This window comes from Mesorhizobium sp. M6A.T.Cr.TU.014.01.1.1 (assembly GCF_004022765.1).
Classification (GTDB): domain Bacteria; phylum Pseudomonadota; class Alphaproteobacteria; order Rhizobiales; family Rhizobiaceae; genus Mesorhizobium; species Mesorhizobium mediterraneum.
On record NZ_RZPG01000024.1, the window covers coordinates 88,127 to 110,150 of the forward strand.

General features: G+C 63.3%; 26 protein-coding genes. 16 read left to right on the plus strand and 10 right to left on the minus strand.

Going from position 1 to position 22,024, the window contains the following annotated elements:
* Positions 1-152 precede the first annotated feature (152 nt).
* On the minus strand, positions 153-848 hold the full coding sequence (locus EN885_RS24660) for an ABC transporter ATP-binding protein (protein ID WP_095484867.1): 696 nt from the start codon (positions 846-848) through the stop codon (positions 153-155).
* Positions 849-933: 85 nt separating this feature from the next.
* On the opposite strand from EN885_RS24660, the gene EN885_RS24665 reads away from it, so the two are divergent.
* Complete coding sequence (locus tag EN885_RS24665) at positions 934-1,578, plus strand: arylesterase (protein ID WP_095484866.1); 645 nt, start codon at positions 934-936, stop codon at positions 1,576-1,578.
* 138 nt (positions 1,579-1,716) lie between these two features.
* A complete protein-coding gene (thpR, locus tag EN885_RS24670; RefSeq protein WP_095484865.1) occupies positions 1,717-2,313 on the plus strand; it encodes an RNA 2',3'-cyclic phosphodiesterase in 597 nt (198 codons plus the stop codon).
* Here thpR and EN885_RS24675 read toward each other — a convergent pair.
* Positions 2,217-2,735 (minus strand): low molecular weight protein-tyrosine-phosphatase, encoded by a 519-nt coding sequence (locus EN885_RS24675; protein ID WP_128244169.1) that lies wholly within the window; start codon positions 2,733-2,735, stop codon positions 2,217-2,219. The two genes, thpR and EN885_RS24675, sit on opposite strands and share 97 nt — an antisense overlap.
* 52 nt (positions 2,736-2,787) lie before the next feature.
* Between EN885_RS24675 and EN885_RS24680 the strand changes: the two genes are divergently transcribed.
* From EN885_RS24680 to EN885_RS24705, 6 genes are all read left to right on the plus strand, one after another.
* Positions 2,788-3,081, plus strand: a complete 294-nt coding sequence (locus EN885_RS24680; RefSeq protein WP_095484863.1) for a 4a-hydroxytetrahydrobiopterin dehydratase — start codon at positions 2,788-2,790, stop codon at positions 3,079-3,081.
* A gap of 229 nt (positions 3,082-3,310) precedes the next feature.
* Positions 3,311-3,673, plus strand: coding sequence for a YkvA family protein (locus tag EN885_RS24685; protein ID WP_095484862.1), 363 nt, complete (start codon positions 3,311-3,313; stop codon positions 3,671-3,673).
* A 240-nt stretch (positions 3,674-3,913) separates the two neighbouring features.
* Positions 3,914-4,417 carry an invasion associated locus B family protein gene (locus EN885_RS24690; RefSeq protein ID WP_095484861.1) on the plus strand — a complete coding sequence of 168 codons (504 nt, stop codon included), beginning with the start codon at positions 3,914-3,916 and terminating at the stop codon, positions 4,415-4,417.
* Positions 4,418-4,611: 194 nt separating this feature from the next.
* Entirely contained in the window at positions 4,612-5,847 is a 1,236-nt protein-coding gene (gene rlmN, locus EN885_RS24695) for a 23S rRNA (adenine(2503)-C(2))-methyltransferase RlmN (RefSeq protein WP_095484860.1), read from the plus strand.
* Positions 5,844-6,308 carry a hypothetical protein gene (locus tag EN885_RS24700; protein ID WP_095484859.1) on the plus strand — a complete coding sequence of 155 codons (465 nt, stop codon included), beginning with the start codon at positions 5,844-5,846 and terminating at the stop codon, positions 6,306-6,308. The genes rlmN and EN885_RS24700 overlap by 4 nt, the downstream gene beginning before the upstream one ends.
* On the plus strand, positions 6,305-6,790 hold the full coding sequence (locus tag EN885_RS24705; RefSeq protein ID WP_128335228.1) for a hypothetical protein: 486 nt from the start codon (positions 6,305-6,307) through the stop codon (positions 6,788-6,790). Before EN885_RS24700 ends, EN885_RS24705 begins: the two co-directional genes overlap by 4 nt.
* On the opposite strand, the gene EN885_RS24710 is transcribed toward EN885_RS24705, so the two are convergent.
* A complete protein-coding gene (locus tag EN885_RS24710) occupies positions 6,762-7,403 on the minus strand; it encodes a LysE family translocator (protein ID WP_095484857.1) in 642 nt (213 codons plus the stop codon). The genes EN885_RS24705 and EN885_RS24710 overlap by 29 nt on opposite strands.
* 184 nt (positions 7,404-7,587) lie before the next feature.
* Between EN885_RS24710 and EN885_RS24715 the strand changes: the two genes are divergently transcribed.
* The 4 genes from EN885_RS24715 to EN885_RS24730 all read left to right on the plus strand — a co-directional run bounded on the left by EN885_RS24715 (position 7,588) and on the right by EN885_RS24730 (position 11,133).
* Positions 7,588-8,811, plus strand: coding sequence for an argininosuccinate synthase (locus EN885_RS24715; RefSeq protein ID WP_127205918.1), 1,224 nt, complete (start codon positions 7,588-7,590; stop codon positions 8,809-8,811).
* 127 nt (positions 8,812-8,938) lie between these two features.
* Complete coding sequence (locus EN885_RS24720) at positions 8,939-9,322, plus strand: RidA family protein (RefSeq protein WP_127205917.1); 384 nt, start codon at positions 8,939-8,941, stop codon at positions 9,320-9,322.
* A 214-nt stretch (positions 9,323-9,536) separates the two neighbouring features.
* A complete protein-coding gene (leuB, locus tag EN885_RS24725) occupies positions 9,537-10,640 on the plus strand; it encodes a 3-isopropylmalate dehydrogenase (RefSeq protein WP_127205916.1) in 1,104 nt (367 codons plus the stop codon).
* A 4-nt stretch (positions 10,641-10,644) separates the two neighbouring features.
* Complete coding sequence (locus EN885_RS24730) at positions 10,645-11,133, plus strand: GNAT family N-acetyltransferase (RefSeq protein ID WP_128244170.1); 489 nt, start codon at positions 10,645-10,647, stop codon at positions 11,131-11,133.
* On the opposite strand, the gene EN885_RS24735 is transcribed toward EN885_RS24730, so the two are convergent.
* From EN885_RS24735 to EN885_RS24750, 3 genes are all read right to left on the minus strand, one after another.
* Positions 11,123-11,770, minus strand: coding sequence for a DUF805 domain-containing protein (locus EN885_RS24735; RefSeq protein WP_127206428.1), 648 nt, complete (start codon positions 11,768-11,770; stop codon positions 11,123-11,125). The two genes, EN885_RS24730 and EN885_RS24735, sit on opposite strands and share 11 nt — an antisense overlap.
* 74 nt (positions 11,771-11,844) lie before the next feature.
* Positions 11,845-12,534, minus strand: coding sequence for a DUF805 domain-containing protein (locus EN885_RS24740; RefSeq protein WP_127206429.1), 690 nt, complete (start codon positions 12,532-12,534; stop codon positions 11,845-11,847).
* Positions 12,535-12,954: 420 nt separating this feature from the next.
* A complete protein-coding gene (locus EN885_RS24750; protein ID WP_128244171.1) occupies positions 12,955-14,796 on the minus strand; it encodes a DEAD/DEAH box helicase in 1,842 nt (613 codons plus the stop codon).
* Between the two features lie 625 nt (positions 14,797-15,421).
* Between EN885_RS24750 and EN885_RS24755 the strand changes: the two genes are divergently transcribed.
* On the plus strand, positions 15,422-16,456 hold the full coding sequence (locus tag EN885_RS24755) for an aspartate-semialdehyde dehydrogenase (protein WP_095484850.1): 1,035 nt from the start codon (positions 15,422-15,424) through the stop codon (positions 16,454-16,456).
* A gap of 117 nt (positions 16,457-16,573) precedes the next feature.
* On the opposite strand, the gene EN885_RS24760 is transcribed toward EN885_RS24755, so the two are convergent.
* Positions 16,574-16,999 (minus strand): ACT domain-containing protein, encoded by a 426-nt coding sequence (locus EN885_RS24760; RefSeq protein ID WP_128244172.1) that lies wholly within the window; start codon positions 16,997-16,999, stop codon positions 16,574-16,576.
* A 157-nt stretch (positions 17,000-17,156) separates the two neighbouring features.
* Here EN885_RS24760 and EN885_RS24765 point away from each other — a divergent pair, with 157 nt between their 5' ends.
* The 3 genes from EN885_RS24765 (at position 17,157) to EN885_RS24775 (ending at position 19,028) form a co-directional block, all read left to right on the plus strand.
* Positions 17,157-18,062, plus strand: coding sequence for a bestrophin family ion channel (locus tag EN885_RS24765; protein ID WP_127206432.1), 906 nt, complete (start codon positions 17,157-17,159; stop codon positions 18,060-18,062).
* Between the two features lie 135 nt (positions 18,063-18,197).
* A complete protein-coding gene (locus tag EN885_RS24770; protein ID WP_128244173.1) occupies positions 18,198-18,608 on the plus strand; it encodes a DoxX family protein in 411 nt (136 codons plus the stop codon).
* Positions 18,609-18,764: 156 nt separating this feature from the next.
* Positions 18,765-19,028 (plus strand): glycine zipper domain-containing protein, encoded by a 264-nt coding sequence (locus tag EN885_RS24775; protein WP_095484846.1) that lies wholly within the window; start codon positions 18,765-18,767, stop codon positions 19,026-19,028.
* 78 nt (positions 19,029-19,106) lie between these two features.
* Here EN885_RS24775 and rpsP read toward each other — a convergent pair whose 3' ends face one another.
* From rpsP to ffh, 3 genes are read right to left on the minus strand one after another with little or no spacing between them, the layout of a single operon-like run.
* Positions 19,107-19,508: a 30S ribosomal protein S16 gene (gene rpsP, locus EN885_RS24780; RefSeq protein WP_095484845.1), complete on the minus strand. Its 402-nt coding sequence runs from the start codon at positions 19,506-19,508 to the stop codon at positions 19,107-19,109.
* 51 nt (positions 19,509-19,559) lie between these two features.
* The gene (locus EN885_RS24785; protein WP_128335229.1) at positions 19,560-19,886 is read right to left on the minus strand and encodes a chorismate mutase; all 327 of its coding nucleotides are present in this window, start codon (positions 19,884-19,886) and stop codon (positions 19,560-19,562) included.
* A 7-nt stretch (positions 19,887-19,893) separates the two neighbouring features.
* Positions 19,894-21,504: a signal recognition particle protein gene (gene ffh / locus EN885_RS24790; protein WP_127206434.1), complete on the minus strand. Its 1,611-nt coding sequence runs from the start codon at positions 21,502-21,504 to the stop codon at positions 19,894-19,896.
* Positions 21,505-22,024 lie beyond the last annotated feature (520 nt).

Below are 22,024 nucleotides of genomic sequence, written 5' to 3' on the forward strand. Positions count from 1 at the left end.
TGCGCGACCAGGCAACCCCCTCATCCGGCCGCTTCGCGGCCACCTTCTCCCCGAGGGGAGAAGAGGTTGCCAACGCCGGCGTCAGCCTCTTCTCCCCGGCGGGGAGAAGGTGGCCCGAAGGGCCGGATGAGGGGGCCTTGTCAGCCATGGCGCTACGCCGTCACTTTGAGCAACGGTGCGTCCTCGATCCGGCCCGACCGCATCGACACCTGCCGGGAGCAGCGTGCGGCGAGCGCCGGATCATGGGTGACCAGCACCAGCGTCATGCCGCGCTCGGCCGCCTTGGCGAACAGAAGATCGGCAACCTGCCGCCCGGTTGCCTGGTCGAGATTGCCGGTCGGCTCGTCGGCGATCAGGATGCGCGGTGAAGGCGCCAGCGACCGGGCGATCGCCACACGCTGCTGTTCGCCGCCGGACAATTCGCCTGGATAATGAGTGACGCGATCGCTCAACCCCACCGCCTCCAGCTCCCGCGCCGCCACCCCGAACGGATCTGCATGGCCGGCAAGTTCCAGCGGCACTGCGACATTTTCAAGCGCAGTCATGTTGGGAATGAGGTGGAAGGACTGGAAAACGATGCCAATGTTTCGCCCCCGAAACGATGCGATCTGATCTTCGCTCTTGCCGTTCAGCAATTCGCCTGCAATTCGTACCGTGCCCGAATCGACCCTTTCCAACCCAGCCAGAACCATCAGTAGCGTCGACTTTCCCGAGCCCGACGGCCCGACGATGCCGGTCGCCTCGCCACTTGCCACATCGAGGCTGACACCTTTCAGCACATGAACGGAAGACGCTCCTTCGCCGAGCGTCAGCGATACGTCTTTCAGCGCGATGACGGCTTCTGTCAAAATAAAATCGTCCTATATGGGAGAGTGGAGGCCAGAATTCGGCCTGCCGCCAACGTAATGTTCTTGGTCATATGGGGCCTGCCACATGGCTTTCAAACACCCTCTTGCCGCAGTCTTCATCCTTTTCCTCGGAATTTGCGGCGCCATTTCGTCGGCGCGCGCCGAACCCCTGGAGATTGTCGGCTTCGGCGACAGCCTGATGGCGGGTTTTGGCCTCGGACCGGACGAAGGCTTCACCCAAAAACTCGAGGCAGCACTTCGCGCCAAGGGCCACGATGTGACGATCGCCAATGCCGGTGTCTCCGGCGATACGTCGAGCGGCGGCCTGTCGCGTCTCGACTGGTCGGTGCCGGACGGCACCCAGCTTGTCATCCTCGAGCTCGGCGCCAACGACATGCTGCGCGGCGTTTCTCCCGATATCACGCAAAAGAATCTGGACGCCATGCTGGCGAAGTTGAAGCAGCGCAAGATCGCCGTGCTGCTGGCCGGCATGCGTGCCGCACCCAACCTCGGCGCCGACTACCAGAACGGCTTTGACGCGATCTTTCCGAAACTGGCGGAAAAATACGGCGTCCCGCTCTATCCGTTCTTTCTCGACGGCGTCGCCGGCGAGCCCGCTTTGCAGCTCGAGGACGGCCTGCACCCGAATGCCAAGGGCATCGACCGCATGGTCGAGCGCATACTGCCGGATGTCGAAAAGGCCATTGCCGTGATTCAGGGCAACTCTTGAAGAACTGGACTTCGAGGAGGCTTCGCCTTCCCCAGGGGAAGATTTTAGGCGGGCCTGCGACCAACAAACCACTTGCCCCGCTCGATTATCGATGATTCGCTAGGGACAAGAGTTCGATTCGAGGACAGGAGGCTTGCCATGCCGCGTCTTTTCACCGCCCTCGAAATACCGCGTGATGCCGCCCTTTCGCTGTCCCTGCTCCGGGGCGGCCTGCCCGGGGCCCGCTGGATCGACGTCGAGAACTACCACATGACGCTGCGCTTCATCGGCGATGTCGAGGGCCATGTCGCCGACGAGATCGCCAACGCGCTCGATCGTGTCCACCGCCCGTCCTTCCAGCTGACGCTGTCCGGCGTCGGCGCCTTCGGCCAGAAGAAACCGCATGCGGTGTGGGCCGGCGTTTCCGCCTCGCCCGATCTTTCGGCCCTGCAAGCCGAGATCGAGCGCATCTGCCAGCGCCTCGGCATCCCCGCCGATCCGCGCAAGTTCATGCCGCATGTAACGCTGGCCCGCTTACGCAATTCGAGCCCGCTCGACGTCGCCCAGTATCTGTCGGCACGCGGCAACTTTTCGACGCTGCCCTTCCGCGTCGGCCGCTTCGTCCTGATGTCATCGCGCGATTCGGTCGGCGGCGGACCCTACATCGTCGAGGAGGCCTGGCCGCTGTCTGGCGCCGACAGCCGCGCTTCGAGCCGCGTCGCCAGCGCCTCCGATGCTTCGCGGATCATGCGGTAGACCGAGGCAAACGCCTCCGGCCCCTCGTGATAAGGGTCCGGCACGTCGCTCACTCTTCCCTGCGCAAACTCCAGGAACAGATGGACACGGTCGCGCATGGCGGCAGGCACCAGCGCTTTCAGATCCCGGAGATTCGATCTGTCCATCGCGAGAATGAGGTCGAACCGCGAAAAATCGTCCGGTGTCAGCTTGCGCGCCCTCTGTCTGGAAATATCGATGCCGTGCCGCTCTGCGATCGACATAGAGCGCGGGTCGGGTGCCGCGCCGGCTTCCCAGTCGCTGGTCCCGGCCGAATCGAGCAGGATATCCCGATCGAGGCCGCGCTCCGCCAGGACGGCGCGCAACACGCCCTCCGCCAGTGGCGATCGGCAGATATTGCCGAGACAGACGAAAAGAATGGATTTTATCGGCTTTGCGCTCATCGATCCGGCACTATGCTGAAGACTGCAAATCCAGATAGCACGGGAAACGAACATGGCGAGAGAGAAACTGAGCAAGGCGGCGGTCGCCGAGGCGCTGGCCGGTCTCGATGGCTGGTCGCTGGCCAAGGATGGCGGCTCGATCGCGCGCAGCTTCACCTTCAACAACTTTTCCGAAGCCTTCGCCTTCATGACCCGCGTCGCCCTGGCGGCGGAGAAAATGGACCATCACCCCGACTGGTCGAATGTCTACAAGACCGTGAACGTGACGCTCAACACCCATGATGCCGGCGGCCTGACCGCGCTCGATTTCGAACTGGCCAAGACGATGAACCGCTATTTCGATTAGGTCGTTGGAGATCTGAAGACGCCGTAGCCGCTCGCTCCGCCCAGGATGACGACGGGAGGGGCGTTTCCGCAAACTCCAAAGCGGGCGATTGCCCGCCACTTGCAGGCCAGCATCACCTGATTTTCAGGCCGGGAACGGCCGAGCTCTTGTAGTGGACGGGCGCTTTCACCACATTTCCCGCTGGCAGGCGCGCGTGGAACGACGAGCGCAGCCTCGTTAGGAGAGGTTGATGGCGCAAAAATCCAGTTTTGATTTCTTCGGCTTTGGCGGCAAGCCGGGCGACGCACGCGAAGTGCGCGAGAACTTCTGGCGCACGGCCAAGAAGGCTGCCCGGCAAATCCCGTTCATGGAAGAGCTGGTCGCCGCCTATTACTGCGCCATGGACAAGAACACGCCGCTGCGCGCCAAGGGCATTTTGCTGGCGGCCCTCGGCTATTTCGTGCTGCCGACGGACGTCATCCCCGACTTCGTCTTCGGGCTGGGCTTTACCGACGACATCGCCGTGCTGACCGCCGCGATCACTGCCGTCAAAGCCCACATCACCCCCGCGCACCGGCTCGCCGCCAGGCAGGCGATAGCCGACAACAGCTGAGCCGGCGATAAGGCAGAAAAGTCAAACTCTTGCCGCTTTCGTGGCCTCCAAGTCGCGACAGGGACGTTGCAACTGCCGCTTTTCGAGCGACGGGCGCAAGGATGGCGGCGGTTTCCTGGGGTGGAAGTCCTTTTCCCAAGGGAAGTTCACCGTTTGGTAACCCAGATTAAATCAAAATGAAGCGACGGGCAGGACGCCGAGCCGGCCTGCGTCCGCACCATTTGGAATACGGGAAAAGCGATGCGCGGATTGATTGCTACAATTTCGAGCCTGGCACTGGTGGCCATGACAGCGCCGGTGTTGGCGCAGTCGGCGACCAAGATCGGCCAGCACAATGCCTGGGGCACTTACAGCTACCAGGCGTCGGGCGGCAAGGTTTGCTATGTGCTGACCGTGCCGACCGACAAGCAGCCGCCGACGCTTGATCACGGCGACATGTTCTTCTTCGTCAGCCAGCGGCCGGGACAGCAGGTGTCCTATGAGCCGCAATTCATCGCCGGCTACAATTTCCAGGAAAACTCCAAGGCCACCGTCACCATCGACGGCAAGAGCTTTTCCATGTTCACCCGCGGCAAGTCGGCCTGGGTCGAGAACGCCGCCGAGGAGCCGGTGCTGATCGCCGCGATGAAGTCCGGCAGCGACATGAAGGTGCAGGCGAAGTCCGGCCGCGGCAACACCACCACCTATGTGTTTTCGCTGAAAGGCATCTCGGCGGCGCTGTCGTCTATCGCCAAGTGCAAATAGCCATAGGCCGAGTTTGAGTAAGGGCCGGGCCGCAAGCCCGGCTTTTTTGCTTTTGAAGCGCCGCCGGCCGGCACATTGCAGCGAGCCTTGCCCCGCCGCCGCCCATGACTCCGCCATCAACCTGTGCTATGCGCCGCGCTTCATTTCGGGCACGATGCTGTAATCGGCCGCAAATCGCTTATATTGGCGCAACAATGACCCTTTCATTTGATCTTACCACTGACGGCGCCCGTGACGCGTTGCGCGCCCGCGCCATGCCGGCCGAAAAACCGTCCCTGATCGGCCTGACACGGGCCGAGCTTGGCGCCGCCCTCATTGCGTCAGGCATCGTGCCGGAGCGCCAGGCCAAGATGCGCGCCCAGCAGCTCTGGCACTGGATGTATGTGCGCGGCGTCTCCGACTTCGCCGGCATGTTCAACATCTCCAAGGATCTGCGCGCCGAGCTCGACAAGCATTTCACCATCGCCAGGCCCGAGATCGTCGAGGAGCAGATTTCCTCCGACGGCACGCGCAAATGGCTGTTTCGCTTTCCGCCACGCGGTGCCGGCCGGCCGGTCGAGATCGAGACCGTCTACATCCCCGAAGAAGGCCGCGGCACGCTGTGCATCTCCTCGCAGGTCGGTTGCACGCTGACCTGCTCCTTCTGCCACACCGGCACGCAAAAGCTGGTGCGCAACCTGACGGCGGAAGAAATCCTCGCTCAGCTTCTGACCGCCCGCGACCGGCTCGGCGATTTCCCCGACCGCGACACGCCCGACGGCGCCATCGTGCCGGCCGAGGGCCGGAAAGTGTCCAACGTCGTCATGATGGGCATGGGCGAGCCGCTCTACAATTTTGAGGCGGTGAAGAAGGCGCTGCTGATCGCGTCCGACGGCGACGGGCTGTCGCTGTCGAAGCGCCGCATCACGCTGTCGACCTCCGGCGTCGTGCCGGAGATCTTCCGCACCGGCGAGGAGATCGGCGTCATGCTGGCGATCTCGCTGCATGCCACCAATGACGATCTGCGCGACCTGTTGGTGCCGATCAACAAGAAGTATCCGTTGAAAGAGCTGATCGCCGCCTGCCGCGCCTATCCCGGCCTGTCGAACGCCCGCCGTATCACCTTCGAATATGTGATGCTGAAGGACGTCAACGATTCGATCGAGGATGCCAAAGGATTGATCAAGCTGCTCAAGGGCATTCCGGCCAAGATCAACCTGATCCCGTTCAACCCGTGGCCGGGCACCAACTACCAGTGCTCGGACTGGGAGACGATCGAGAAGTTCGCCGACTACATCAACAATGCCGGCTATGCCTCGCCGATCCGCACGCCGCGCGGCCGCGATATCCTCGCCGCCTGCGGCCAGCTCAAGTCGGACTCGGAGCGCATGCGCAAGGTCGACCGGCTGGCGCTGGAGGCGATGATGATCGCGGGGCACGGCGAGGCGTGAATCGTCTTGTTGCCTGGTTCGGCCACGTCGCATTCATATCTTTGGGTTATGTCATTGCCGTCCTGGTTGCGGTCGCCGCCACCTTCTTCGTGTTGCTGCTCCCGACCGTCCTGCCGGATGGCGGCGCCTGGGGATCGTTTTACCGCAGCGTCCGCGGTGTGGGCTTTGTTTACCAATCCGTGCTCATGACTACTTTCCTGACGGCGCTGCCCGGTTTTCTGCTCACGCTGCTTGTCGCCCGTGGACAAGGCTGGAACCGCTGGCTGCCATTTGCGTGCGCTGGCGCCCTGAACGCCATCCTCGCGCTTCTGGTCTTAAGCGCCTGGACACAAACGACCCCGTTGAACATATCCGCTGCGCCACTCCTGCCCTGTCTACCCGGTGGATTCTCCGGCGGTTATGCCTACTGGGCAGTAACCGGGCGTTTCCTTATCAAACAAAGGGAAGCAGTTTCGGCATGAACCGTCTCTTTGCCTACCTCATCCGCTTCGCCGTCATCCTGATCGGCTATGTCGTCGCCTCGCTGGCTGCCAGCGCCTTCCTCAACGTCATGTTTCTGGCGTCGCTGGGCTACACGCCGGAGCACGCGCACCCTACGGCGACTGCTTCCCTGTATTTTTCGATCCCCTTCGTTGCGCTGTTCGTCGCCTATTTCGCCTTCATGCCGGCGGCGGTCGCCATCCTCGTCTCCGAAATCCTGGGACGGCGTGATTGGCTGTTCTACGCGCTGGCGGGCGCGGTGGTCGCGGCGGGCTTCCTCGGCTTCGCTTACCAGACCGCCGATGCCAATTTCGAGATCACCGATCCGCGCGTCGCCGCTGCCGTGATCGGCTGCGGCATGGTCGGCGGCATTTTCTACTGGCTGAGCGCCGGGCGCTCGGCCGGGAGCTGGCGGCAAGCCGGAAGGTCCGCGCCTACTTCGCCTGGGCGGTCAGGATCTTGAGCGCGAAGGCCGAGAACACCCCGGCGAACAGATAATCGACGACGCGTGTGACGCGCGGGCTGGTCTTCATCGCCGCCGAGAATTTTTCCGCTGCAAACACCATCGGCGCCGTTACCGGGATCGACAGCACGACGAACATCGCGCCGAGGAAAAACAGTTTTCCGGGCGCGTTCGGGTCGTGTGCGGAGACGAACTGCGGCAGGAAAGTCATAAAGAACAGGATGATCTTCGGGTTGAGCAGATTGACGCCGAGCCCCGCCGCCCAGGCGCGGAACAGCGAAATCTCAGGCCCGCTCTTCTTCTCGGGCGAAAACGCCGATCCCTTGGTGATCGCCTGCCACGCCAGGAAGACGAGATAGCCGGCGCCGAAAATCTTGAGCGCAAGAAAGGCCGCCGGCGAGGCCACGATCAGCGCCGAGATGCCGACCACCACCAGCGTGGTGTGGATCAGCGTGCCGCACAGCGCGCCCGCCATCGAGGCAAAGCCGGCGGCGCGACCATGGCTCAGCGTGCGCGAGACGAACAGCGTCATGTCGGGACCCGGCGTGATCGCCAGGATCACGGTGGCGATGGCGAACTGGATCAGCGTGGTGGTGTCGGGAATGAAGGACATGGGCGGGCCCCTGAATGAAGAAGGCGCAGCCTATACCGCAAGCGCCAAGCCGGCGCCAGCTTCTGGCCGGCACCACGGCTGATCCAGTATGCCAGCAGCGACCGGGGGATCGTTCGTCCCTTGCGCTAGCCGGAACCGGCGTGATACCTCGCCCGCGAAGAACCCCGTCGCGGAACCGCCCACAATGCCAAAAGCAAAAGCCGTCAAGAAAGTCGTGCTCGCCTATTCCGGCGGCCTCGACACCTCGATCATCCTGAAATGGCTGCAGACCGAGCTCGGCGCCGAGGTCGTCACCTTCACCGCCGATCTCGGCCAGGGCGGCGAGCTGGAGCCGGCGCGGCGCAAGGCCGAGATGATGGGCATCAAGGACATCCGTATCATGGATGTTCGCGAGGAGTTCGTTTCCGACTTCGTTTTCCCGATGTTCCGCGCCAACGCCGTCTATGAAGGCACCTATTTGCTCGGCACCTCGATCGCCCGCCCGCTGATCTCCAAGCACCTCGTCGAGATCGCCAACGAGACCGGCGCTGATGCGATCGCCCACGGCGCCACCGGCAAGGGCAACGATCAGGTCCGCTTCGAGCTCGCGGCCTATGCGCTCAACCCCGACATCAAGGTCATCGCGCCATGGCGCGACTGGTCGTTCAAATCGCGCACCGACCTGATCAACTTCGCCGAGCAGCACCAGATTCCGGTGCCGAAGGACAAGAAGGGCGATGCGCCGTTTTCGGTCGACGCCAACCTGCTGCACTCGTCTTCCGAGGGCAAGGTGCTGGAAGACCCGTGGACCGAGCCGCCGGAATTCGTCCACCAGCGCACCGTCTCGCCGATGGACGCGCCGGACAAGGTGACCGAGATCGAAATCGAATTCCTGAGGGGTGATCCGATCGCGCTCGATGGCAAGAAACTGTCGCCGGCAACGATGCTGGCGGCGCTCAACGATCTCGGCCGCGACAACGGCATCGGCCGGCTCGACCTGGTCGAGAACCGTTTCGTCGGCATGAAATCGCGCGGCGTCTACGAGACCCCCGGCGGCACCATCCTTATCGCCGCCCACCGGGCGATCGAATCGATCACGCTCGACCGCGGCGCCGCCCACCTCAAGGACGAGTTCATGCCGCGCTATGCCGAGCTGATCTATAACGGCTTCTGGTTCGCGCCCGAGCGGCTGATGCTGCAGGCAATGATCGACAAGAGCCAGGAAGATGTCGAAGGCACGGTGCGGCTGAAGCTCTACAAGGGCAACGTCATCGTCACCGGCCGCAAGTCGAAGAAGACGCTCTATTCCGATGCGCTGGTCACTTTCGAGGACGATCGTGGCGCCTACGACCAGAAGGACGCCGAAGGGTTCATCCGCCTCAACGCGCTGAGGCTAAGGACGCTGGCGGCGCGTAGTCGAAAAAGCTAGCCAGTTCCTCTGTACAGAGGGATTTGGCTCTCTGTACAGAGCCTTAAAGGGACTGTGGCGGCCGGCCTGCAGCCGAAAGGCACTTCTTCAGCTCAACATTGCCTGAAGAATACGCGAGGGAAGGACCATGCGAAAACTGATCTCTACCGGCTCGCCGTTCGAGAAGGCCGCCGGTTATTCGCGCGCCGTGGTGCAGGGCAACTGGTGTTTCGTTTCCGGAACGACCGGCTACGACTATGCGACCATGTCGATGCCGGAGACGGTCGAGGCGCAGACGCGCAATTGCCTGGCGACGATCGCCAAGGCGTTGCAGGACGGCGGCTTCGAGATGGCCGATGTGGTGCGGGCGCATTACTACATCACCGACGCGGCTTTCGTGGACATCGTCTTTCCGATCCTCGGCGAAGCCTTTGGCGACATCAGGCCGGCGGCGACGATGATCGTCTGCCAGCTCAACAAGCCGGAAATGAAGATCGAGATCGAGGTGACGGCACTCAAGCGCACGGCCTGAGCGCGTCGGTGCGGGGCGCCAAGGATCGCCAAAGATGCTCTGAACCAAACGCTTGCGCATAGCCCGCTTGGCGTTTAGCAAGGCCGCGGCTCACGACAGCGCCGCGCGTCCTTTTGGACGCGCAAAGGACGCTGTAGAATTTTGTTTCTGCGCATGATCCTTTCCGAAATCGATTCCGATTTCGGGGTCATGCGCCACAATTAGGATGGTTCTGATGGCTTCGAAAAATCTTCTCCTGCTCGCCGGCGACGGCATCGGCCCCGAGGCCATGGCCGAGGTGAAGAAGCTGATATCAGCCATGAACGACAAGCTCGGCAGTGGTTTCGTCACCGATGAGGGGCTCGTCGGCGGCTGCGCCTATGACGCGCATGGCGCGGCGATTTCCGATGCCGACATGGCCAAGGCGATGGCCGCCGACGCGGTGCTGTTCGGCGCCGTCGGCGGGCCGAAATGGGATGCGGTGCCCTATGAAGTGCGCCCGGAAGCCGGGTTGCTGCGGCTGCGCAAGGATATGGAGCTGTTCGCCAATCTCAGGCCGGCCATCTGCTATCCAGCGCTGGCGGCGTCCTCCTCGCTCAAGCAGGACGTGGTCGAGGGTCTCGACATTCTGATCGTGCGCGAACTCACCGGCGGCGTCTATTTCGGAGAGCCCAAGCAGATCATCGATCTCGGCAACGGCCAGAAACGCGGCATCGACACGCAAGTCTACGACACGTTCGAGATCGAGCGCATTTCGGGTGTTGCCTTCGAATTGGCGCGCACCCGCAAGAACCACGTCACTTCGATGGAAAAGCGCAATGTGATGAAGTCAGGCGTTTTGTGGAACGAGGTCGTCACCCAGACCCACAAGGCGCGCTATGCCGACGTCAAGCTCGACCACATGCTGGCGGACGCCGGCGGCATGCAGTTGGTGCGCTGGCCCAAGCAGTTCGACGTCATCGTCACCGACAATCTGTTCGGCGACATGCTGTCCGACATCGCCGCCATGCTGACCGGCTCGATCGGCATGCTGCCGTCGGCATCGCTCGGCGCGCCGGATGCCAAGACGAAAAAGCGCAAGGCGCTCTACGAGCCGGTGCATGGCTCGGCGCCCGACATATCAGGCAAAGGCATCGCCAATCCGATCGCCATGATCGCCTCCTTCGCCATGTGCATGCGCTATTCCTTCGGCATGGTAACCGAAGCAGACCGTCTGGAAAGCGCCATCGCCGCCGTGCTCGACGACGGCCTGCGCACCAGGGATATTCATTCGCCAGGGATGACCGAGGTCGGCACCACCGAGATGGGCGATGCGATCATCGCCAAGTTCCTGGGCTGAGCCTGTGGCGGTCGACGTCCGCTGGGCGACGACCGGGGATGCGGCTGCACTCGCCACCATGCTGTGCGAGATGGCGGTGCATTACCGGCAGCCGCCGATCGATGCCGACCGGGCTCTGTCTGCCTCGCAGAAATGGCTTGACCAGGAAAGCCCGGCCTATCCGCATTTCGCACTCGCCTTCGCCGAGGGCGAGATTTGCGGGCTTGCGTCGGTTGCGATCGCACATCCCGGCATCGATCTCGAACGGCTGCTGTTCCTCAAGGATCTGTTCGTGCGGGAAAACGTCCGCAATGCCGGTGTCGGTCGGGCTCTGATGGCATTTCTCGCCGGCCATTGCCTGCGCGAAGGCATCGGCCGCATCGACCTGACCACCGAGGACTGGAACGAAGGTGCGCTACGCTTCTACGACGGGCTTGGTGCCGACCGCCATGGCCAGAAAGTCTTTCTCAGGCTGTCCGGCGAGGCGCTGAAGGCGATCGCGATTAAATCCTGACGCCCGCCGGCACCGGCCCCCAAGGGTTTTCGCCGACCTTGGATGGGATAAGCCCAAGGGCCAACACACCCAGCGTGTTGAAGCCGGGAACGAAGTACAGCAAAACGAACCAGCCGCTCAGGCCGATGTCGTGCAGGCGTCGTACCATAAGGGCAAACCACGGCAAGACAGTCAGAAGCAGGAACACGAAGGCTGGCGCATAACCCAAAGCTCCAAATTCCAGGTCGCCTACGATAGCTGTGATCGCTGCATCGATGAGAACGCCGAACGCAAAAAGCGCGAAGAACACGATCAGCGTGAACAGAAAAAAGCCCCAAAATTCCTTGCGGCGGGCACGGCCGGTGAAGCTGACATGTCTCACTTTGAATGCGCGCCAGAAATACGTCCATAATCCGGTGGTGGATTGGGCAGGTTCAACGCCACGGGGAATGAGGTTGCGGGATTTGGCAGCGCTTGGCCTTCCTGCAATGACGGCGCGCGCAGTCCCATCGTCCGGCTGAAACTCGACGGGCGCGCCTCTGACCAACGCCACGCCGGGACTCAGATCCTCATGCCCGACGATGTAACGCTTGCCGTCGGCCCCATTGATGTATCCAAAACCCTGATCCTGGTCATAATGATAAACCGCGCCGCGCATTGCCTTGCCCCCAAATACTGTGCCGCCTTGATACTATCAAGAGTTGTAGTCAGTTGCAAGGTACACGTTTTAAGCTAGACGCCCGCCGGCACCGGGCCCCACTGATTTTCACGGGCCTGCGTCGGGATCAGCGCGAAGACCAGGATGATCAGCCAGCCGATCGTCGGGATGAGAACCGCCAGAAAAAGCCAGCCGGTCAAGCCGATGTCATGCAGGCGCCGCACGTTCAGTCCGATCCATGGCGGGATTGTCGCCAGCACAAACGCGCCGCAAAGGCCGACCGTCACTGCCGGCAAGTCGTCAATGTTGCCCATGGCGTCGTCGATGAAGAGGCCGATGCCGACGACCACGGTCAGCGCGATCGTCCAGAACAGGAAATAACCCCAATATTCCTTGCGGCGGGCACGTCCGGCGAAATTGAAGTAATTTTCAGTCAGACCTCGCCAGAAGTAGCTCCACAGGCCGGTGGCGGGACCATTTTCAGCGAAACGGCCGAAATGTTGCGGCTTAGGCGCTTCAGGCGCGTTGCCGGTCCGAGAGGGCGCGGCCGCAGCAGCAGGAGCACCGGCCGCAGCCGTCTGGGCGTTAATCGAAAAGACATCGCGCGCATGCCCGCCACCCGGCTGGAACTCAACGAGCGCGCCCTTGGCCACCGACGTCTCGCGGCGCAGATTCTCGCGCGCGAAGCTATAGCGGTTGCCGTCCGCTCCGGTGATGAAACCGAAGCCTTGGGTCTCGTCATAGTGAAGAACCTCGCCGCGCATGCTTGCCCACCCCCATTCGCGTCTCGCCCAGACTGTCTAGAGTTGCGGCGGATCGCAAGGGGTGTCTGCGAAATGCAGTGCATCGACCTGTGTCACGACAATGCGGTGGTGGAGAACTTTGCGGGAGGCGTCGGCGGGACAGCGCCCCCCTCTGTCCTGCCGGACATCTCCCCCACAAGGGGGGAGATCGGCAGCCTCGCCGTCCTGCCCTCTTTCAACGTTTGAGATTGGCGAAAGCCGAGGTGACATCTAATCTCCCCCCTTGTGGGGGAGATGTCCGGAAGGACAGAGGGGGGCGCGAAGGATCGCCGACGCTACGGTCTTCTTCCTGTTACCGCATAGATCCCAGGGTCTCTGCTATAGAAAGGAACTGTCGACGTTCGCGTCGTATCGGCCTGACGGAATCACCGTGTCGAGGACCTAACCCGGCCGCTTCTTCGCTTTCTTGTGTTTCGGCGATCCGCTGGTCTCGAACTTCGGCTTGCCCGGCTTCTTCGCCCAGGGCTTTGCCTCGAGCGCGGCATCGCGCTGTCCGGCCGGCGCCGCGCGCTTCTCGAATTTGGGCGCGTTCTGGTCGAACGTCCGCTTGCCACGGTGCGGTTTCTTGTCCGGCCGTGGTTCCTGATAGCCGGCGCGCGACAGGTCGGGCATGCCGTCCAGCCGCTTCACCGCGATGTTGTTCTGCAGCTTGCGGTCGGGCCCGATCGCCTGGAGAAACCGGTCGGCCCAGTCGGCCGCGATCTGCACGAAGGTTTCCTCCGGCTGCATCTTGATGGCGCCGATCTCACGCTTGCTGATGCCGCCTGTCCGGCACAGCATCGGGATTAGCCAGCGTGGCTCGGCATTCTGCCGGCGCCCCACCGACAGCGAGAACCAGACGCTCTCGCCGAAATCGTCGCGGCGGCTTGGCGCCTCGTCCCTGCGCGCAAACTTGTCACCCGACGGCGTGAACGGAGCGACGTCCAAAAGATCCTCGGGCGCCGAGCGGCTGGAGCGGCAGAGACGCACGAAGGCCGCCGCCACCAGTTCGGCGCCACGTTGGTCGAGAAGCGCATTGACGAAGCCGCGCTCGTCGTCCGAAACGGGCTCGGTGAAAACCGGGTCGGCGAGGATGCGCTCGTCGTCGCGGCGCAGGACGTCGTCGGCTGAAGGCGGGCTTGCCCATGTCGCCGCAAGGCCGGCACTTTGCAGCAGGCGTTCGGTGCGCCTGCGGGCACTGTTGGGCACGATCAGCGCGCTGACGCCTTTGCGTCCCGCCCGCCCCGTCCGTCCGCTTCGGTGCAGCAGCGTCTCCGGGTTAGTCGGCAGGTCGGCGTGGATCACCAGTTCGAGGTTGGGCAGGTCGATGCCGCGCGCCGCCACGTCGGTGGCGATGCAGACTTTTGCGCGGCCGTCGCGCATCGCCTGCAGCGCGTGGCTGCGCTCGTTCTGGCTCAGTTCGCCCGAAAGCGCCACGACGGAAAAGTTGCGGTTGTTGAAGCGCGCGGTCAGGTGATTGACGGCAGCGCGCGTGTTGCAGAACACCAGTGCGTTCTTCGCCTCGTAATAGCGCAGCACGTTGATGATGGCGTTTTCCCGGTCGGCCTGGGCCACGCTCAGCGCCCGGTATTCGATGTCGAGATGCTGCTTCTCCTCGCCGGAGGCCGAGATGCGCACCGCATCGCGCTGGTAGCCCTTGGCCAGCGTGGCGATGGAGCGCGGCACGGTGGCCGAAAACATCAGCGTGCGGCGCTCGGCTGGGGCAGCGTCGAGAATGAATTCGAGATCCTCGCGAAAGCCGAGATCGAGCATCTCGTCGGCCTCGTCGAGCACCACTGCCTTCAGCGCCGACATGTCGAGCGAATGCCGAGTGATGTGGTCGCGCAGTCGGCCAGGCGTGCCGACGACGATGTGGGCACCGCGTTCCAGCGTGCGCCGCTCGGTGCGCATGTCCATGCCGCCGACGCAGGACGCTATCGCTGCGCCGGTCAGTTCGTAGAGCCATTCCAGCTCGCGCGTCACCTGAAGGGCCAGTTCCCGCGTCGGCGCGACAGCCAGCGCCAGCGGTGCCGCGGCATGGGAAAAGCGTTCGGCGCCATCCAGAAGGGTCGGCGCCAGAGCCAGCCCGAAGGCGACGGTCTTGCCGGAGCCGGTCTGCGCCGAAACCAGCGCATCGGCCTGCCCGAGATCGAGAACCGCCTTCTGCACCGGCGTCAGCTCGACATAGCCGCGGTTTTCCAGCGCCTTTGCCAGCGCGGGGACAATAGCTTCGAAATTGGACATATGCTTCTTTCGGAATTCAAGGTCTGTGCTCATCGGAGCGCATGCCGGGGCCGGCAGCGCCAGCCAAACAATCTTGGCCGTTCGTACTTCGCGCGACCATCATTGTACAGGGTGCGCAAAAAACCGCGATCAATTGTCAATGTCGGCGCTGCCCCTCATCTGCCTGCCGGCATCTTCTCCCCGTGAAGAACGGGGAGAAGAGGCTTAGCCGCAACGCCGGCGACCCCTCTCCCCGTTTTTCACGGGGAGAGGGTAAGGGTGAGGGGCAGCGCAAACGCCCAAAAAGGGGCGGGCTATTCAACCTCGCGATTGCGTTGCCGCCTCGCTCGTCGCGATTGACTCTTTACGCAAACCGCGTAAAAGCCGGCACCGAACGGGATAGTTTCGATGCGCGGCCTTTTGATGGCGCTTCTTGCATTCGACCTCCCCGGCCGCAATGCAAACCATTGGGCCGGGCGCGTCGGCGCGTCTCCTCGTTCCAGCAAAACTACGGCTAAAACGACCGCTAAAACGGTCTGAGTTCCCTTGGCCTAACCACCCTCTCCCGGGTCCGGCCCGGGGGTTGAAACCCGCATCGGCCGGCGGGTTTTCTCCAAAAACCGAGCGGAGAGGACAGGAGATTTCGATGAGTTTCAAAGTTGCAATCGTCGGCGCCACGGGCAATGTGGGCCGGGAAATGCTCAACATACTGGAAGAGCGCGGCTTTCCGGTGAGCGAAGTGGTGGCGCTGGCCTCGCGGCGCAGCCAGGGCACGGAAGTGTCGTTCGGCGACCGCACGCTGAAGGTCAGGACGCTCGACCAATATGATTTTTCCGACACCGACATCTGCATCATGTCGGCCGGCGGCAATGTCTCGAAGGAATGGTCGCCGAAGATCGGCAAGCAGGGCTGCGTCGTCATCGATAATTCGTCGGCCTTCCGCTATGACCAGGACGTGCCGCTGATCGTGCCGGAAGTGAACCCGGACGCGATTTCGCTGTTCACGCGCAAGAACATCATCGCCAATCCGAATTGCTCGACGGCGCAGTTGGTCGTGGCGCTGAAGCCGCTGCACGACTTCGCCACCATCAAGCGTGTCGTCGTCGCCACCTATCAATCGGTCTCCGGCGCCGGCAAGGAAGGCATGGACGAGCTGTTCACGCAGACCCGGGCCGTGTTCGTCGCCGATCAGGTCGACGTCAAGAAGTTCACCAAGCGCATCGCCTTCAACGTCATCCCGCATATCGACGTTTTCCTCGACGACGGCTTCACCAAGGAAGAGTGGAAGATGGTGGCCGAGACCAAGAAGATGCTCGACCCCAAGATCAAGCTGACGGCGACCTGCGTGCGCGTGCCGGTGTTCATCGGCCATTCGGAAGCGGTCAACATCGAGTTCGAAAAGCCGATCACCGCCGATGAGGCACGTGAGATTCTGCGCGAGGCGCCGGGCTGTCAGGTTCTCGACAAGCGCGAGGACGGCGGCTACATCACGCCGCTGGATTCGGCCGGCGAGGATGCCACCTTCATCTCGCGCATTCGCGAAGATTCGACCATCGACAATGGCCTGTCGATGTGGATCGTCTCCGACAATCTGCGCAAGGGCGCCGCACTCAACGCGGTGCAGATCGCCGAATTGCTGATCGAGCGCGGACTGATCCAGCCGAAGAAGAAGGCGGCTTAGTTTTCGCTCACGGGCCGTATCGCCGCTGCCGCGGCGGGCCCTCCGCGGGGGCGCCGGACAGCCGGCGGCCCGCGGACGCGGGCTCGGTCTTCGGCCGGATAGCTCCCTTCTCCCAGCTCACGGGGGAAAGGTAGTCACCCCCCGATTCTCCTCCGCCAGCCTCCGCAGCACATCTATCGCCTCCTCCGCCCGGTCGACCGGGACGAACAAATGGTCTTGATAGAAGGCCGAGACCGGATTGACGCCGATTTCGGCGGCGGCCAGACGCGTGGTGATGGCGGCGAGGAAGCCTACCGCCTCCAGCGACGAATGGATGTTCAGCGTCACCATCCGGCAGCGGAAGACGGTTTCCAGGCCAGCGGCCTTGGCTTTCGCTTCAAGCGCGATCACCGTCGTGCCCTCGCGCTCGCGAAACAGCATCACCGGCTCGAGGCTGTCTGGCATGGGCGCATCGGGCGGCAGTTTGGCGAAGACATGGATGCCGGGTCGCAATTCCGGCGCCATCGTCGCCAGCAGTTTTTTCAGATCGGTCTCGCCGGCCATCGATTTGCTCCCGAATGTCTTGCGGATTTTCGATAATTTACTTTGCCCCAAACCGGCAAGACGACATCGCCATGTCGCTGGCGGCCGGGCTTGTTCGTGTACTGCATCGCACAATGTAACCGATCAGGACCATTGTCGGTCCGTGAAAGGGGTTTCGATGATCGTTCGCCCGCGGCCGGGATTCTTGCATCTGTTCTTCATCATGCGCGGCTCGGTAGTGCCGCGCATCCTGCCGCAAATCTTCGGCTTCGGCGTCTATGGCGCGCTGGTGGTGCTGGCGGTCAGGGCGCTGAAGCTCGATTTCGGCAATGCCGGCCCTGCGCCGTTCGCCTTGCTCGGTGTGGCGCTGTCGATCTATCTCGGCTTCCGCAACAATGCCGCCTATGACCGCTGGTGGGAGGCGCGCAAGCTGTGGGGCCAGCTTGTCTTCGACATCCGCAATCTGGCACGTGCCAGCACCGGGCTGATCGAAAACCGGGCGGAACTGCGTGGCTTCTTGATGGAGGCGATCGCCTTCTGCCACTTCCTGCGCGGCCTGCTCAGGCGGGTGGACGCCACGTCGGATGCACGCGCGTTCATCGGCGACGAAGCCGAAAGTGCCGCCAGGGCGGCCAACCCGCCCGACGCCATGGTGCGGCGGATGGGCGAGCGAGCCGCCGCGCTGTACAAGTCCGGGGCGATCGACGTCATGGGCTATCGCATCCTCGACGAGCGCCTGGCTGAAATCGCCGCAGCGCAGGCCGGCTGCGAGCGCATCATGGGAACACCGCTTCCGTTTGCCTACACGCTGCTCCTGCAGCGCACCGCCTATATCTTCTGCCTGCTGCTGCCGTTTGGGCTCGCTTCGACGGCCGGCTGGGCGACGCCGCTGTTCACGGCGCTGATCGCCTACACCTTCTTCGGCCTCGACGCGCTTTCGGAAGAGCTCGAGGATCCGTTCGGCACCGAGGCCAACGATCTCGCCCTCGACGGCCTGTGCCGCGTCTGTGAAATTTCGGTGTTCGAGGCGCTCGGCGAGGCGCCACCGAAAATGATCCCTGCCGAAAAGTTCTATTTCTCCTAGGGTTTGTTCCCGCGCCCATCGCAGCACCGTGCATCCAAAAAATCGTAGGCGTGTCGGATCGCCGTCGCGCGCCGCGTCCTTGGTTCGGGTCCTGGCTAAGAGGATCAGTGCTCAAAACAGCCGAAGGGAACATCAATGACCATTTCTCCAACAGCATCCGTCACGCCGCGCGCGCTGTGGACCGGCCGCGGGCTCAGCGCCCTCATCGTGCTGTTCATGATCTTCGACGGCGTCATCAAGCTGCCGCCGCTCGATATCGTCACCCAGACCATGGTTGAGCTCGGCTGGCCGGCCGATCCCAACGTCTCGCGCATGCTCGGCGTCATCGGGCTGGTCTCGGCCGCGCTCTATGCGGTGCCGCGCACCGCGGTGCTCGGCGCCATCCTGCTCACCGCCTATCTCGGCGGCGCGATCGCGACCCATATACGTATCGGCAGCCCGCTATTCTCGCACACACTGTTCGGCGTCTATCTCGGCGTCATCCTGTGGGGCGGCCTTTTCCTGCGCGATCCCAGGGTGCGCGCGCTGATCCCTTTCACGCGTTAAGCGGCGGTCTCGAAAGCCGTTCTATGGCGGTCGCGCCACCAGAGAGGGCGCTTTCAGCCGCTGCCCTTCTTCGTTGCCTTTGGATCAAATCGCCCGGTTGCGAGTTAGGAGATGTGGCGGTGAGGACGGAAAACCCCCGTTTTGGGAGGAACGACAATGAAGAAACTGGTAGTCCTGATGGTATTGGCAACCTCGCTCGCAGCCTGCTCCCGGACAGAACAGGGCGCTGCGGTCGGTGGCCTGGGCGGCGCTGCGGTCGGTGCTGCAGTGGCCGATGACGCAGTTGGAGGTGCGCTGGTCGGTGGTGCTGTCGGCGCCGTCGCCGGCGCACTGATCGGTCGTGCCACGGAAAGCGGCCAGTGCCGCTATCGCGGTCGCAATGGGCGTGTCTACATCGCCCGCTGCCCGGAAGGCTATTGATCGGGCCACGTCATAAGTCGGACGAAACAGCAAAACGGCGGACAAAAGCGCCCGCCGTTTCGTAGGGGATAGAAAGAATTATTCGGCGGTCGCGGCTTCCGCCTCGGCCGGCGCGGCTGCCGCGGCGGCAACAGCGGCGGCTGCGTCTTCCTGCGCCTTCTTCAGAAGTGCGGCGCGTTCCTGCGCCTTCTTGCCGGGCTCGGCCTTCTTCGGGTTGGAGCGGGCCTCTCGCTTGGCAATGCCGGCCTCGTCGAGGAAGCGCAGCACGCGGTCAGTCGGCTGGGCGCCGTGCTCAAGCCAATGCTTGACGCGGTCGGCGTCGACCTTGACGCGCTCGCCGTCCTTGGGGAGCAGCGGGTTCCACGAGCCGAGCGACTCGATGAAACGGCCGTCGCGCGGCGAACGGGCGTCGGCGACGACGACGTGGTAATAGGGACGCTTCTTCGAGCCCGCACGGGCCAGTCGGATTTTCAGTGGCATTTCTTTTCTCCTAAAACTCTTATTTTCGTTGATCGGGGTTTATGATTGTTGTCAGCCGGTTTTCGTAACGCCGTTTGATGCGGCGATCTGCTCGTGATGCCGGATCACTTCGCGGACGACGAAGTTCAGGAACTTCTCCGCGAAATCCGGGTCGAGATGGGCGTCCTTCGCCAGTTGGCGAAGGCGGGCGATCTGCTGCTGCTCCCGCGCCGGATCGGCCGGCGGCAGGCCGTGCGACGCCTTCAGCACGCCGACCGCCTTGGTGCGGCGGAAACGCTCGGCCAGCATGTGGATGAGCGCCGCGTCGATGTTGTCGATCGAGGCGCGGTAGTCGACCAGCGCCGCACGTGCGTCGGCCATGTCCTTTTCTTCGTTCATGGCGCCCTCACTTCTTCTTGCCGAGTCCGGGCAGCCCGCCACCGCCCAAACCAGGAAGCTTCATGCCGCCGGGCAGCCCGGGCAGGCCGCCACCACCACTGGGAAGGCCGCCGGGAAGACCCTTCATGCCGCCGAGACCGGCTGCCTGCGCCTGCTTCTGCAAGGCTTCGAGCTGCTTGGGGTCCATCTTGGACAGGTCCGGCATGCCGCCGCCCATCATGCCGCCCGGGCCGCCCATACCCCCTGGCATCATGCCGCCGAGGCCCATCTTCTGCGCAAGGCCGCCCATCATGCCGCGCATCAGGCCACCGCCTTTGCCCTTGCCGCCCATCGCCTTCATCATGTCGGCCATGCCGCGGTGCATCTTCAGGAGCTTGTTGATTTCGGCCGCATCGGTGCCGGAGCCGGCGGCGATGCGCTTCTTGCGCGAGTGCTTCAGAATGTCGGGGTTGGCGCGCTCGGCCTTGGTCATCGACGAGATGATGGCGAGCTGGCGGCCGAACATCTTGTCGTCGAGACCGGCGGCGGTCATCTGGTCCTTCATCTTGCCCATGCCCGGCATCATGCCCATGATGCCGCCCATGCCGCCCATCTTCGACATCTGCTGAAGCTGGCCGGCAAGGTCGTTCAGGTCGAACTTGCCCGACTGCATCTTCTTGGCCATCGCCGCCGCCTGTTCGGCGTCGATGTTTTCGGCAGCCTTTTCGACGAGGCTGATGATGTCGCCCATGCCGAGGATGCGGTCGGCGATGCGCTTGGGATGGAATTCCTCCAACCCGTCCATTTTCTCGCCGGTGCCGATCAGCTTGATCGGCTTGCCGGTGACGGCGCGCATGGAAAGTGCCGCACCACCACGGCCATCACCATCCATGCGGGTCAGCACCAGGCCGGTGATGCCGACGCGCTCATCGAAGCTTTTCGCCAGATTGACGGCGTCCTGGCCGGTCAGCGAATCGGCGACCAACAGGATCTCGTGCGGCGACGACACCTTCTTGATGTCGGCCATCTCGACCATCAGCGGCTCATCGATATGGGTGCGGCCGGCGGTGTCGAGGATCACGATGTCATGGCCGCCGAGCTTTGCCGCCTGCACGGCGCGGCGGGCGATGTCGACCGGCGTCTGGCCCTCGACGATCGGCAGCGTGGCGACCTTGACCTGCTCGCCGAGCTGACGGAGCTGCTCCTGCGCGGCGGGACGCCGCGTGTCGAGCGAGGCCATCAGGACCTTCTTGTTCTGACGCTCGTTGAGGCGCTTGGCGATCTTGGCCGATGTCGTCGTCTTGCCGGAGCCCTGCAGGCCAACCATCATGATGACGACCGGAGCCGGTGCGTTGAGGTCGATGGCGACGCCCTCGGCGCCCAGCATCTCGACCAGCTCGTCATGGACGATCTTGACGACCATCTGGCCCGGCTTGATCGACTTCACCACAGCAGCGCCGACGGCCTTCTCGCGCACCTTGTCGGTGAAGGAACGCACCACTTCCAGCGCCACGTCTGCCTCGAGCAGCGCACGGCGCACCTCGCGCAGCGCCGCCGAGACATCGGCCTCGGACAGGGCACCGCGGCCGGTGAGGCCGTTCAGGATCGAGCCAAGACGCTCCTGTAGCGATTCAAACATTCTTTTTCCTTTTCCCTGGCACCCGGATGATGCCCGAGAGGTAATGCGTTCGCGCCCAGTGTCCAAACAGTCCGAGCAAAAGTCCAAAGCCAAAAAGCACCCGGGGGCGCACAGCGCTGCCGGATGTTGGCCTCCAGGATCGATTTACAGCACGTCACCTCAACGAGGTTTCGGCGTCCCGGTCGGCTTGCTCGGAGGGATACTCGTCGCGGAATTCGCGGCGTGTAGACAGGAAATCGGGCGCGGAGTCAAGGTACGGACGTGATATGGCCAGGTCAGGCCCTTCCCTTCTCCCCTTGTGAGGGCTTTGCACGGGGAGCGAAGTGGATTTCGGTGGTCAGTGAGGGCCTTTTTGAAGGCCGGCAGAGCGGTTTTCCGCGGCCCTTGCGGGGCCTTTGTCGGTTTAGGCAGCCATCCTGCCGGATTGTGGACGCACTCCTCCCTCATGTCCGCCTCTCATCGGGTGGATAGAGGACGCCAATCATGGTGCGCAGATTGTAAGCGCAGGCGGCCAGTATGC

Bases quoted from the DNA above. Each gene is read 5' to 3' on its own strand.
- ffh (WP_127206434.1), bottom strand. From the start codon at position 21,504: ATGTTTGAATCGCTACAGGAGCGTCTTGGCTCGATCCTGAACGGCCTC.
- EN885_RS24750 (WP_128244171.1), bottom strand. From the start codon at position 14,796: ATGTCCAATTTCGAAGCTATTGTCCCCGCGCTGGCAAAGGCGCTGGAA.
- EN885_RS24680 (WP_095484863.1), top strand. From the start codon at position 2,788: ATGGCGAGAGAGAAACTGAGCAAGGCGGCGGTCGCCGAGGCGCTGGCC.
- EN885_RS24760 (WP_128244172.1), bottom strand. From the start codon at position 16,999: ATGGCCGGCGAGACCGATCTGAAAAAACTGCTGGCGACGATGGCGCCG.
- EN885_RS24775 (WP_095484846.1), top strand. From the start codon at position 18,765: ATGAAGAAACTGGTAGTCCTGATGGTATTGGCAACCTCGCTCGCAGCC.
- EN885_RS24720 (WP_127205917.1), top strand. From the start codon at position 8,939: ATGCGAAAACTGATCTCTACCGGCTCGCCGTTCGAGAAGGCCGCCGGT.
- rlmN (WP_095484860.1), top strand. From the start codon at position 4,612: ATGACCCTTTCATTTGATCTTACCACTGACGGCGCCCGTGACGCGTTG.
- EN885_RS24675 (WP_128244169.1), bottom strand. From the start codon at position 2,735: ATGAGCGCAAAGCCGATAAAATCCATTCTTTTCGTCTGTCTCGGCAAT.
- rpsP (WP_095484845.1), bottom strand. From the start codon at position 19,508: ATGCCACTGAAAATCCGACTGGCCCGTGCGGGCTCGAAGAAGCGTCCC.
- EN885_RS24705 (WP_128335228.1), top strand. From the start codon at position 6,305: ATGAACCGTCTCTTTGCCTACCTCATCCGCTTCGCCGTCATCCTGATC.
- EN885_RS24740 (WP_127206429.1), bottom strand. From the start codon at position 12,534: ATGCGCGGCGAGGTTCTTCACTATGACGAGACCCAAGGCTTCGGTTTC.
- EN885_RS24785 (WP_128335229.1), bottom strand. From the start codon at position 19,886: ATGAACGAAGAAAAGGACATGGCCGACGCACGTGCGGCGCTGGTCGAC.
- leuB (WP_127205916.1), top strand. From the start codon at position 9,537: ATGGCTTCGAAAAATCTTCTCCTGCTCGCCGGCGACGGCATCGGCCCC.
- EN885_RS24685 (WP_095484862.1), top strand. From the start codon at position 3,311: ATGGCGCAAAAATCCAGTTTTGATTTCTTCGGCTTTGGCGGCAAGCCG.
- EN885_RS24755 (WP_095484850.1), top strand. From the start codon at position 15,422: ATGAGTTTCAAAGTTGCAATCGTCGGCGCCACGGGCAATGTGGGCCGG.
- EN885_RS24665 (WP_095484866.1), top strand. From the start codon at position 934: ATGGCTTTCAAACACCCTCTTGCCGCAGTCTTCATCCTTTTCCTCGGA.
- EN885_RS24765 (WP_127206432.1), top strand. From the start codon at position 17,157: ATGATCGTTCGCCCGCGGCCGGGATTCTTGCATCTGTTCTTCATCATG.
- EN885_RS24715 (WP_127205918.1), top strand. From the start codon at position 7,588: ATGCCAAAAGCAAAAGCCGTCAAGAAAGTCGTGCTCGCCTATTCCGGC.
- thpR (WP_095484865.1), top strand. From the start codon at position 1,717: ATGCCGCGTCTTTTCACCGCCCTCGAAATACCGCGTGATGCCGCCCTT.
- EN885_RS24690 (WP_095484861.1), top strand. From the start codon at position 3,914: ATGCGCGGATTGATTGCTACAATTTCGAGCCTGGCACTGGTGGCCATG.
- EN885_RS24770 (WP_128244173.1), top strand. From the start codon at position 18,198: ATGACCATTTCTCCAACAGCATCCGTCACGCCGCGCGCGCTGTGGACC.
- EN885_RS24735 (WP_127206428.1), bottom strand. From the start codon at position 11,770: ATGCGCGGCGCGGTTTATCATTATGACCAGGATCAGGGTTTTGGATAC.
- EN885_RS24710 (WP_095484857.1), bottom strand. From the start codon at position 7,403: ATGTCCTTCATTCCCGACACCACCACGCTGATCCAGTTCGCCATCGCC.